Source organism: Mesorhizobium sp. 131-2-1 (genome assembly GCF_016756535.1).
Classification (GTDB): domain Bacteria; phylum Pseudomonadota; class Alphaproteobacteria; order Rhizobiales; family Rhizobiaceae; genus Mesorhizobium.
This window is the reverse complement of sequence record NZ_AP023247.1, coordinates 3,954,381-3,966,342: the sequence shown is the minus strand read 5'-3', so window position 1 is coordinate 3,966,342 and position 11,962 is coordinate 3,954,381. Positions and strand designations below refer to the sequence as shown.

Genomic DNA, 11,962 nt, shown 5'->3' with positions numbered 1-11,962 from the left:
TTACGACACCACGAAGAGCCTGATTACACATTATTAGGGTTAACAAAGCTTTGCAGGGTCGAATGCGCCGGTAACCAATGCGCGCCGGGCGGGTATCAGGTTGCGGCGAAGACCGCCAACCATGCCTCAAAGCGCGCGGACGGCCTCCAGCACCTCTTCGGCATGGCCCTTGACGCGGACCTGCCGCCAGATCCTGGCGATGCGGCCGTCCTTGCCGATCAGGAAGGTCGCCCGTTCGACGCCCATATATTTGCGGCCGTACATCGTCTTTTCGACCCACAGACGGTAGGCCTCGATGACCTTGCGCTCCTCGTCGGCGACCAGATCGACGGTAAGGTCATACTTCTGCTTGAATTTGTCGTGCTTCTTGATGCTGTCCGGGGACAGCCCTATCACCACGGCGCCGGCCTTCTCGAAGTCCGGCTTCAATTGCGAAAAGCTGATCGCCTCGTTGGTGCAGCTCGTGGTGTCGTCCTGCGGATAGAAATAAAGTACAACGGGCTTTCCAAGCAGTGCGGCGAGGCTGAGCGACCCGCCACCGTCGCGTGGAAGATCGAATTGCGGCGCAAGATCGCCTACGTCGAGCTCTGCCATGTCGGTGCCCTTGTTTGAGGTTACGCGCGAAGCCGCATCGATATAGTGTCAGACGGGGATTCGTCCACGATCGAGTTCGCTACAACGGAAGATTGCGTGGATCAGGAAGAACCGCAACACGAGAAGATCCGGTTCAGGCGTGACGAGATCACCGACCTGGGGGCTTTTCCCTCTGCCTGCAACGTGCCGCCGCTCGGTCGGGCCAGGATCGGCCGCGGCTTTCGCATCATGGCGCGGATGGTCGCCGGCTTTTGCGCGCTGGTGTTGCTGGCCGCCGGCGCGGTTTACGTGCTCGGCACATCCGGCATCGGCACCGAACGACTGCGGGCGGAGGCGGAAGCGGCCATCGAAAAAATGGCTGGCTTCGATGTCGATGTCGCGGTCGGCCCGGCACGGTTGACGCTCGACGGGTCGAGCTTCATTGCCTTGCAGGTGAGCGATGTCAGCCTGAAGACGGCCGACGGCAAACTGATGGCCGATGCCGGGCGTGTCCGCTTCGGCATCCGGCTGATCCCGCTGCTTTCGGGCGAGATGCGCCTGACCAGCGCCAGGATTTCAGATGCGCATTTCATGCTGGCGGCGATGCCTTCGACGGGCGGCGACTGGACGGCGCCGCTTCGCGGCGCGGATGGCCTCGTCGATCCGGACAGACTCGTTGCCGCGGTCTTCGCCAGTATCAGCGGCGCCCTCGACGCCGTGCGCGAGGATTCGATACGCCAAGTCGACCTAAGGAATGTCGAATTCGTGCTGTCAGACACCAGTCCGGTCAAGCGGGTCACCGTGGCCGACGCCACCGTTCTGCAGACCGGCCCAGGCAGTATGCAGGCCTCGTACGACGCTGATATCGACGGGCGCGCGCTAACTATTGCCGCCTCGGCCGCCCGCGACACCGCGACCGGACGCATCACGGCGCTCGACGCCAGCGTCAATCTCGCCGGCGCCGGCCCAGGTGCCGCCGCGGCGCCGGCCGGCGGCAGACTGGGCACCATCGCCTTGAAGCTGACTGGGTCGGAAGGCGCTGGGGAGACGAAGTCGCGGCTGACCGCCTCGCTGTCGCTTACCGGCTCGGTACTCGATCTCGGTTCGCGCGGCTTGCTGCCCGCCGATGTCGATGCCAGCGCCACACTGGTCACGGGCGCCAACAAGATCGATGTCAGCCGGCTGTTGCTCAAGACCGGCCGTTCAACCTTCGACTTTGCCGGCTCAATCGGGCCTAAGCCGGCGGCCGCGGGAGAAGAGCCGTCTTACCGCTACGACCTGACCAGCGACGGCTCCACGCTTGCGCCGTCAGAATCGCCGGAGCCGGCGCTCAACTTCATCGCCCGCATCGCCGGTGTTTACCAGACCAAGAGCCGCAAGCTCGTCGCCGAGCAGATAGGCATCCGTTCCGGTGGGCCAAGCGAAGTGCTCGGCTCGGCCTCGATCGCTTTCATCGACAACGGCCCGCCGGGCATATCGATTTCCCTCAACGTGCACGACATGCCGGTCTCGCACGTCAAGCAATTATGGCCATGGTTCTCCGCCCGCAACGCTCGCCTGTGGGTGCTCAGCAATCTCTTCGGCGGCCGTGTCGTCGACGCCAATCTGCAGTTCCAGGTTGTGCCGGGGCGCCTTGGCAACGGCGTCCCGCTCTCGGCCGACGAGGTGTTCGGGCGCTTCCAGATCGAGGGTTCGCGCTTCGACACCGCCGGCCGCATCCCGCCGATCCGCGATGCGGTGGGCGTGGTGTCCTTCCACGGCAACGATGTCGACATCGCGTTGTCCTCCGGCAGCGTCTACATGGCCAGCGGCCGCACTGTGGCGGCCAGCAACGGCACGCTGACGGTCAAGCAGGCCAACCGCCCGCCGGTTATCGGCGCACTCGACATCGATGTCGCCGGTGAGGCGCCGGCCATCGCCGAGCTTGCTTCGTATGAGCCGATCAACGCCATGCGCCATGTTGGCCTCTTGCCGGAAGACCTCGCCGGCACCGTCACCGGCCACGTCAAGGCCGACATCCCGCTGACGTCCGGCGTCGACACCTCGAAGCTCAACTGGCTGGTGGCGCTGGACTATAAGGACCTGTCGCTCGCCAAGCCGTTCGAGGACCAGACGGTGACTGAGGCCGACGGCTCGATCACCGTCGAGCCGGACCAGGCGGTGATCTCGGCCAAGGCGCTGCTCAACGGCATCCCGGCCGAACTCGATATCGTCGAGCCGCTCACCGACGACGGGCCGCCGCGCAGCCGCAAGGTCGCGCTGGTGCTCGACGACAAGACGCGTGCGGCCGCCATGCCCGGCTTGTCGCCGCTGCTTTCGGGAACCGTCAAGGTAGCGATCGACAAAAGCGAAGGCGACGAACAGAACGTCTCGGCCGACCTCACCAACGCCAGGCTCGACATTCCCTGGGCGGGCTGGAGCAAGGGCGTGGGTGTTCCCGCCAAGGTCACGTTCGTGATGAAGAAGTCCGGCGGCACAACGACGCTCTCCGACTTTGACCTCGACGGAAAAAGCTTTTCCGTCGGCGGCGACGTCACGCTGGTGAATGGGGGGCTGTCGTCGGCCCGCTTCAGCAAGGTCGCCTTGAACAGGGGCGACGATGTCGCCGTGTCGGTCAAGCGGTCCGGCAAGGGCTATGCGGTCGATGTCAGCGGCGAGGCGCTCGACGCCCGCTCGCTGATCAAGCAGTTCACCTCCGATGTCGACTCCGCCACCAAGACCACCGGCACAGACGCGATCTCCGTCAACGCCGATGTCGGTTCGCTTACCGGCTTCCATGACGAGGTGCTATCCAATCTGAAGCTGAACTACAGCGCCGCCGGTTCACGTGTGAACGGCCTCGAGGTCAGTGCCACCGCGAGCTCCGGCGCCGGCATCACCATCCGCAACACGACCGGTGACGGCAGGCGGGCGCTCAGCATGAAGTCGGCCGACGCCGGCGCTATCCTGCGCTTCCTCAACGTCTACGAGCATATGGAAGGCGGCTCGATCATGCTGTCGATGGCGGGGGCCAGTGACGGGCCGATGAGGGGGCAGGTCGATGCGACCAACTTCTTCGTCGTCAACGAGCCGAAGCTGGCCTCGATCGTGTCGACCACGCCCGCCGGCGACACCCGCAGCCTGAACCAGGCGGTCAAGGCCGATATCGACACCTCCAGGGTCAAATTCGAGCGTGGCTATGCCGAGATCGACAAGGGCGCCGGCTATCTGAAGCTGGCCAACGGGCTGCTGCGCGGCCCGAGCATCGGCACCACCTTCCAGGGCACGCTCTACGATCAGAACAACAATATGGACATGACCGGTACCTTCATGCCGGCCTATGGGCTGAACCGCATCTTCGGCGAGCTGCCGCTGTTCGGCCCGCTGCTCGGCAACGGCCGGGACCGCGGCCTGATCGGCGTCACCTATCGGCTGAGAGGCAACGCCAACAAGCCGAGCCTCGACATCAACCCGCTGTCGGTGATCGCGCCCGGGATATTCAGGTCGATCTTCGAGTACCGCTGAGGCGGCCCGTTAGACTGGCCGCGCCAGGACGTGTTTTTTCTTTCCGACTGAAAGCTTTACGACGTTTTCCGGACTCAGATCCTGAAGCGTCACCGTCCGGCGGTCGTCCGAGACAGGCTGGTCGTTGAGGCGCACGGCGCCGCCCTGCACGTGCCGCCGCGCCTCGCCGTTGGAGGCCGCGAGCCCGGCGGTGACCAACAGCGAGAGGATGCCGACGCCCGCTTCCAACGCGGCCTTGCCGACCTCGACGCTGGGCAGCGTGTCGGCCAGCGCGCCTTCCTCGAAGGTCTTGCGCGCGGTTTCGCCCGCCGTCTCCGCTGCTTCCCGGCCGTGCAGCATGGCGGTGATCTCGGTGGCGAGAACCTTTTTGGCCTCGTTGATCTCCGATCCGCCGAGCTTTTCCAGCCGTGCCACCTCGTCGAGCGGCAGCGTCGTGTAGAGCTTGAGGAAGCGGCCGACATCGGCGTCCTCGGTGTTGCGCCAGTACTGCCAGAACTCGTAAGGCGACAGCATTTCCGCATCGAGCCACACCGCGCCGGAGGCCGATTTGCCCATCTTGGCGCCCGACGAAGTGGTGAGCAGCGGCGTGGTCATCGCGTAGAGCTGCGCGCCTTCCACGCGGTGGCCGAGATCGATGCCGTTGACGATGTTGCCCCATTGGTCGGAGCCGCCCATCTGCAGCCGGCAGCCGAGCCGCTTGTAGAGCTCGACGAAGTCGTAGGCCTGCAGGATCATGTAGTTGAATTCGAGGAACGACAGCGACTGCTCGCGGTCGAGGCGCAGCTTGACTGAATCGAAGGCGAGCATGCGATTGACCGAAAAATGCCGGCCGACATCGCGCAGGAAGTTGACGTAGTTGATCTCCATCAGCCAGTCGGCGTTGTTGATCATGACGGCGTCGCCGGCGCCACCGCCGAATTTAAGGTAGGGCGCGAAGTTGCGGCGGATGCCGGCCAGGTTGTCCTCGATGTCCTGCGGCGTCAAAAGCTTGCGCGCCTCGTCCTTGAACGAGGGATCGCCGATCATCGAAGTGCCGCCACCCATCAGCGCGATCGGCCGGTGACCGGTCTGCTGCAGCCAGTGCAGCATCATGATCTGGATCAGCGATCCCGCATGCAGGCTCTTTGCCGTCGCATCGAAGCCGATATAGGCGGTCACGATTTCCTTGGCGAATAGCTGGTCGAGGCCGGTTTCGTCCGAAATCTGGTGGATGAAGCCGCGCTCGCTCATGACGCGCAGGAAATCGGATTTGAACGCGGACATTTTTTCTTTCCCGAAGATCGCCCGGCGCCGGGCCAAGCGTGACATGAAGGCGGGCGTTTAGCATCCATGCGCGATCAGCAAAAGTGGTTTCCGGTTTTGCGTCCGATCGCGCGTCAGACAAAAGACCAGCGATCAGCAAAAGTGGTTTCCGGTTTTGCGTCCCGCGCGGATGACGTTGCGTATCCTTGCCTCGTGGTTGCGGCTGGCGTAATGAGGCGCCGCGCAAAGGGCAGCGCCCAGGCGCCGCGACGGGGCACCATCCCGCAAATCGAGATCCGGAAGCTCCCGCGATGAACAGGAACTACATCATCCTCTTTCTGTTCAGCCTGCTGATGACCGTCAGCGGTCTCGCTAGCCTTCCCCCGATCGACCGCGACGAGTCCCGTTTCGTCCAGGCGACCAAGCAGATGGTCGAGACCGGCGACTATGTCGATATCCGTCTGCAGGATGTCACCCGCTACAAGAAGCCGATCGGCATCTACTGGCTGCAATCGGCGGCCGTGGCGCTGAGCGGCGAGGGCGCCGCCGCGCCGATCTGGGTCTATCGCCTGGTCTCCATGCTGGGCATCGCGCTCGCCGTCGTCGGCATCGGCTGGACGGGCACGAAACTCTTCGGCTCCAATGCCGGTCTCGCCGCAGGCCTGATGATGGCGGCGATCTTCGCCACCGCCTTCGAGGGCCGCGACGCCAAGACCGATGCCATGCTCCTGGCCTGTTGCGTGGCGGCCCAGGGTGCGCTTGCGCAGGTCTATCTCGCCGCGCGCCGGAACGAACCGGTTCCCGGCCATCTGCCGTGGATCTTCTGGATCGCCCAGGGGCTCGGCATCCTCATCAAGGGACCCGTCTCTCCGCTCTTGTCGCTGCTGACGATGGCCGCGCTAATTGCCTTCGATCGCGACTGGCGCTGGCTCCTGAAGCTGAAACTGGCGCGCGGCGTCGCCATCGTGCTCGCTATCGTGCTGCCCTGGATCATCCTGATCAGCTGGAAAAGCGGCGGCGCCTTTTTCCAGGAAGCGGTCGGCAAGGACATGCTGAACAAGGTGGCGCAGGGCGAGGAATCGCACGGCCTGCCGCCCGGCTTCTACATGCTGACCTATTCGCTGTTCATGTGGCCCTTCGGCCTGATCGCGGTCGGCGCCGGGCTGCAGGCCCTCAACCGCTTTTGGGATGATCCGCGCCTGCGCTTCTGCCTGGCCTGGTACATTCCGTTCTGGCTCGTATTCGAGGCGATCCCGACCAAGCTGCCGCACTATGTCATGCCGGCCTATCCAGGCATGGCGCTGCTGATCGGCTGGCTGCTGACCTTGAAGCCGGAAGAGGCCAACGCGCCGCTCAAGCGCTGGCAGATCTGGCTGTGGTGGGCGACCGCCTTCGGCCTTGCCCTGGTTTCCATCGGCCTTGCGGTGGTTTGCATCGGCGCGCCGATCTACCTCGCCAGGGCATTTTCGTGGTGGAGCATTCCCGCCGCGCTCGCCGCGCTCGCCGCCGGTTACCTCGCCTTCCCGCGCCAATTGCAGGTGCCGCTCGGACGCGTCGGTGCGATCGCCATTTGCGCCGGCATCACCTTTTCTCTGCTGTTCGGCGTCATCGCGCCATCGCTGAAGCCGATCTGGCTGAGCCCGGCGATCAAGGTCGCGGTCGACGCCAACCGGCCATGCGACACCACCGTGCTCGCCTCCGCGCCGTATCATGAGCCGAGCCTCGTCTTCCTGGTGGGAACCAGGACCGTGCTGACCGATGTCGAGGGTGTTGTAAAGCACCTGCTGGCCGATCCGGCCTGCGCGCTTGGGCTTGCGCCGGTCACGGACGAGCAGAAGCTCAGCGAATTGCTCGCGGGGCAGGGCAAGAGCGCAAAACGCCTTACCGAGATCGACGGGCTCAACTATTCGTCAGGAGACAAACTGGCGCTAGGGCTCTATCGGGTGGCAGAGTGAATAGCATCGGGCTTCGAATGCCCTTATAAGCTCGCGCCCAGCCATGCTCGCCACCGCATCCACCCTCTATCGCCGCTCGCTCGGCAACTTCCTCGACACGATCCGCATCGTGAAGAACCGCTTTGCCGTGCGGGCAGCGCGCTACCCCGAGATCCCCTGGCTGGTCTGGGCATTGGCCTGGCTGCTGCTCACGGCGGCGGTCTTCCTCAGCCTCGACAGCGCCGCCGGCAGGATGCGCGGCGAGCGGTCGCCCGGCTTCGTTCATTTCACCGACTTCTTTACCGATTTCGGCCTGGGCGGCTGGTATCTCATCCCGGCGGCACTGTGCCTCGTCGCCGCCAACCTGACCGACTGGCGCAGCCTTTCCAGGCGAACGCGGCTCTTCGTCTACAATTGGACCTGCCTTGCCTTCCTGGTGCTTTGCGCGGTCGGCCTGTCCGGCCTGGCAGTCAATCTCTTGAAATACGGCATCGGCCGGGCCCGGCCGCTCTATTTCGACGATTTTGGAGTTTTGTCGCTGCATCCTTTCGCCATGGATGCGCGCTTTGCCGGCTTTCCCTCCGGCCACGCCACAACGATGGGCGCGGTGTTCGGGGTCCTGCTGCTGCTTTTCCCGAGGCGCTGGTACGTCGCGTTGGCGATCACGGCCTGCATCGCCTCGACGCGCGTCTTCGTCGGCGCGCATTACCCGAGCGATACGGTTGCCGGTTTCGGGCTGGGGCTGGCCTTCGCGATCCTGTCGGGACTGGTCTTCGCCCGGCTGGGCTTCATCTTCGGCCGGCCGTCGTCGAAACGGCCGGAGCGCAAGAAGACATTCCGGCTGGGTTGGCCCAACGGGGCTCGGCGCCGGGAATTGACGAGCAGGCGCCTTAGCGCCGACCATCCATAGGGACTATTGCCCTATCTCAGCCGCTTCGGCCTGGGATCGGCAAGCTCGCCCGCCAGCCGGCGGTCGAGATAGTCGGCGCATTCCTGCAGCAAAAGATCGGCGTCGTTGGCGAAGAAATGGTTGGCGCCGGGCAAGGTCTTCTGCGTGATGGTGATGCCCTTCTGGGTGTGCAGCTTGTCGACCAGCGCCTGCACGTCCTTGGGCGGCGCCACCTTGTCGGCATCGCCGTGGATGATGAGGCCCGACGACGGGCAGGGCGCCAGGAACGAGAAGTCGTAGGTGTTGGGCTGTGGCGCGATCGAGATGAAACCCTCGATCTCCGGCCGGCGCATCAGCAGCTGCATGCCGATCCACGAGCCGAACGAATAGCCGGCGACCCAGCAGCTCTTGGAATCCGGATGCAGCGACTGCACCCAGTCGAGGGCGGCCGCCGCGTCCGACAATTCGCCGGTGCCGTGGTCGAACTCGCCCTGGCTGCGGCCGATGCCGCGGAAGTTGAAGCGAAGCGTGGTGAAATCGCGCTTCTGGAACATGTAGAAGAGGTCGTAGACGATCTTGTTGTTCATCGTGCCGCCGAACTGCGGGTGCGGATGCAGGACGATGGCGATCGGCGCGCTCTTTTCCTTGGAAGGCTGGTAGCGACCCTCCAGGCGGCCGGCCGGACCGGCGAAAATGACCTCAGGCATAAAATACTCCACTTGGCATAAGAATGCGCTCAGCCCGGAACAACTCTTCCTCTGGCCTTGACGCCGGACGGGCGTCTTCTTAGAAGCTAGTTTAGAATTGTTCAAAACTGGGTGGCCAAAACCCGTTGGCTCGACCGCCCTTTCCGCAAGCCGCGTAAATAGGACGGCTTGCCTTGCGATTTCAAGGAAATAACGCGCTATCCTTGGCGAATGGCTTTCGACGGGACCAATTGAAGGAAAATGGCCGCAACTCGCGCCTATCTCGACTACAACGCCAGCGCGCCGCTGCTCGAAGCCGCGCGTTCGGCGGTTGTTGCAGCGCTTGGTGCAGCCAATCCGTCGTCGGTCCACGCCGAGGGCCGCGCCGCACGACGGCTGGTCGAGGATGCAAGGCGCGACGTGGCCGCCCTGGTGAATGCCAGGCCGGCCCATGTCGTGTTCACGTCCGGAGCCACTGAAGCAGCCGTCACGCTGCTTTCGCCGGACTGGCAGATGGGGCGCGGGGCGGTGCGCATGAGCCGGCTCTACGTGTCGGAGGCCGACCACCCTTGCGTCCTCAATGGCGGACGCTTCCCGGCCGGACAGGTGGCGCGTATCGGCGTCGACCGAAATGGCATTGCCGATCTCGCAGCGCTCAGCGATGCGCTTGCCCGGAACGACAAGACCGATGGCCTGCCGCTGGTGGCGATCCATGCCGCCAACAATGAGACCGGCGTTATCCAGCCGGTCGACCGCATCGCCGAAATCGTCAAGGCGGCGGGTGGCGTGCTCGTCATCGACGCCGTGCAGGCGGTCGGGCGGATTCCAATCGATATGTCGGCAGGCTATGCCGACTATCTGATCCTGTCGTCGCACAAGATCGGCGGCCCCAAGGGCATCGGCGCCATCGTCGCCGCGGCCGATCTGATGATGCCGAAGCCGCTGATCAATGGCGGCGGCCAGGAGAAGGGCCATCGCGGCGGCACCGAGAACCTGGCGGCAATAGCCGGATTCGGCGCTGCGGCACGGCAGGCGCTGGCCGGCCTGCGCGACGTCGATTTGGTGGCGCGGCGACGCGACGAGATCGAGGCCCTGGTAAAATCCCTGGCCGCTGACGCGGAAATCTTCGGAAATGGCGCGCCGAGGCTTGCCAACACGACATTCTTCGCTATTCCCGGCGTCAAGGCCGAGACCGCGCAGATCGCCTTCGATCTCGCCGGCGTGGCGCTGTCGGCTGGATCGGCCTGTTCGTCGGGCAAGGTCGGGCCGAGCCACGTGCTCAAGGCCATGGGATTTGGCGACAGCCTGGGTGCCTTGCGCGTGTCGATCGGCCACGCGACGGGCGGCGAGGACGTCGAGCTGTTCCGCAAGGCGCTTGCCGGCATCGCCGCGCGCCGTGCGGGCGCGGAAAAGGCCGCCTGAGCGCGGCAAAAGGAATTCAGGCCCTCGGGCCTGGTAGAGCCGTGCGTTTGAATTGGCCGGGTGAATTCCCGGTCGGAACGCACTATATGGAACTTACGCCGCCCCGGCCGCTCCCACGGCCGTTTCGCGGTGCCATAGTTTGAAAACTGTCGGGCCTTGACCCCGGCGTGGATGGAGAACGCTTATGCCTGCTGTGCAGGAGACGATCGATCGGGTTCGAAAGATCGACGTCGACCAGTATAAATACGGATTCCAGACCGAGATCGCGATGGACAAGGCCCCCAAGGGCCTGAGCGAAGACATCATTCGCTTCATCTCGGCCAAGAAGGACGAACCGTCCTGGATGCTGGAATGGCGTCTGGAAGCCTATCGGCGCTGGCTGACGCTGGAAGAGCCGACCTGGGCGCGCGTCAACTATCCGAAGATCGACTTCCAGGACATCTATTATTACGCGGCGCCGAAGAGCACGCCTGGCCCGACCTCGCTCAGCGAAGTCGATCCCGAGATCCTGAAGGTCTACGAGAAGCTCGGCATTCCGCTGAAAGAGCAGGAAATCCTCGCCGGCGTGCAGAAGACCGATGTGTCGGAATTCGAGGAAGCCAGCGACAATGTCTACAAGTCGGGCCGCGTTGCCGTCGACGCCGTGTTCGATTCCGTCTCCGTCGTCACCACCTTCAAGAAGGAGCTGGCCGAGGCCGGCGTCATCTTCTGCTCGATCTCGGAAGCGATCCGCGAGCATCCGGAACTGGTGAAGAAGTATCTTGGTTCGGTCGTGCCGACCTCCGACAATTTCTACGCCACGCTGAATTCGGCCGTGTTCACCGACGGTTCCTTCGTCTTCGTGCCCAAGGGCGTTCGCTGCCCGATGGAGCTGTCGACCTACTTCCGCATCAACGAGAAGAACACCGGCCAGTTCGAGCGCACGCTGATCATCGCCGAGGAAGGGGCTTACGTCTCCTATCTCGAAGGCTGCACCGCGCCGCAGCGCGACGAGAACCAGCTGCACGCCGCGGTCGTCGAGCTGGTCGCGCTCGACGATGCCGAGATCAAATATTCAACGGTGCAGAACTGGTACCCCGGCGACGCCGAGGGCAAGGGCGGCATCTACAATTTCGTCACCAAGCGCGGCGACTGCCGAGGCGACCGCTCGAAGATCTCGTGGACGCAGGTCGAGACCGGTTCGGCCATCACCTGGAAATACCCGAGCTGCATCCTGCGCGGCGACGATTCCAGCGGCGAGTTCTATTCGATCGCCGTGTCGAATGGCTACCAGCAGGTCGACAGCGGCACCAAGATGATCCATCTCGGCAAGAACACGTCGAGCCGCATCATCTCCAAGGGCATCGCCGCCGGCTTCTCGCAGAACACCTATCGCGGCCAGGTCTCGGCGCACCGCAAGGCGGCCAATGCGCGCAACTTCACCAATTGCGACTCGCTGCTGATCGGCGACCAATGCGGCGCGCACACCGTGCCCTACATGGAAGCCAAGAACTCGACGGCGCAATTCGAACACGAGGCAACGACGTCGAAGATCTCCGAGGACCAGAAGTTCTACGTCATGCAGCGCGGCATCCCCGAGGAAGAGGCGATCGCGCTGATCGTCAACGGCTTCGTCAAGGACGTCATCCAGCAGTTGCCGATGGAATTCGCCGTCGAGGCGCAGAAGCTCATCGGCATCAGCCTCGAGGGCTCGGTCGGCTGACCGGACAAGA

Annotated in this window: 8 protein-coding genes; 5 read left to right on the top strand and 3 right to left on the bottom strand. The window is 64.1% G+C overall.

The features are described 5' to 3' along the window. Positions 1–126: 126 nt before the first annotated feature. Positions 127–594 (bottom strand): peroxiredoxin, encoded by a 468-nt coding sequence (locus tag JG743_RS19205; protein ID WP_202292355.1) that lies wholly within the window; start codon positions 592–594, stop codon positions 127–129. Positions 595–690: 96 nt separating this feature from the next. Between JG743_RS19205 and JG743_RS19200 the strand changes: the two genes are divergently transcribed. Continuing rightward, positions 691–4,077, top strand: coding sequence for an AsmA-like C-terminal region-containing protein (locus tag JG743_RS19200; RefSeq protein WP_202292354.1), 3,387 nt, complete (start codon positions 691–693; stop codon positions 4,075–4,077). Between the two features lie 9 nt (positions 4,078–4,086). Here JG743_RS19200 and tyrS read toward each other — a convergent pair whose 3' ends face one another. Beyond that, the gene (gene tyrS / locus JG743_RS19195) at positions 4,087–5,340 is read right to left on the bottom strand and encodes a tyrosine--tRNA ligase (protein WP_202292353.1); all 1,254 of its coding nucleotides are present in this window, start codon (positions 5,338–5,340) and stop codon (positions 4,087–4,089) included. Positions 5,341–5,630: 290 nt separating this feature from the next. On the opposite strand from tyrS, the gene JG743_RS19190 reads away from it, so the two are divergent. Beyond that, a complete protein-coding gene (locus tag JG743_RS19190; RefSeq protein WP_202292352.1) occupies positions 5,631–7,274 on the top strand; it encodes an ArnT family glycosyltransferase in 1,644 nt (547 codons plus the stop codon). Positions 7,275–7,317: 43 nt separating this feature from the next. Continuing rightward, positions 7,318–8,163, top strand: a complete 846-nt coding sequence (locus JG743_RS19185) for a phosphatase PAP2 family protein (protein ID WP_202292351.1) — start codon at positions 7,318–7,320, stop codon at positions 8,161–8,163. Between the two features lie 11 nt (positions 8,164–8,174). Here JG743_RS19185 and JG743_RS19180 read toward each other — a convergent pair whose 3' ends face one another. Continuing rightward, entirely contained in the window at positions 8,175–8,849 is a 675-nt protein-coding gene (locus tag JG743_RS19180) for an alpha/beta hydrolase (protein WP_126054872.1), read from the bottom strand. 240 nt (positions 8,850–9,089) lie between these two features. Here JG743_RS19180 and JG743_RS19175 point away from each other — a divergent pair, with 240 nt between their 5' ends. Further along, positions 9,090–10,250 carry a cysteine desulfurase family protein gene (locus JG743_RS19175; protein WP_202292350.1) on the top strand — a complete coding sequence of 387 codons (1,161 nt, stop codon included), beginning with the start codon at positions 9,090–9,092 and terminating at the stop codon, positions 10,248–10,250. Between the two features lie 184 nt (positions 10,251–10,434). Further along, the gene (gene sufB, locus JG743_RS19170; RefSeq protein ID WP_202292349.1) at positions 10,435–11,952 is read left to right on the top strand and encodes a Fe-S cluster assembly protein SufB; all 1,518 of its coding nucleotides are present in this window, start codon (positions 10,435–10,437) and stop codon (positions 11,950–11,952) included. Positions 11,953–11,962: the final 10 nt, after the last annotated feature.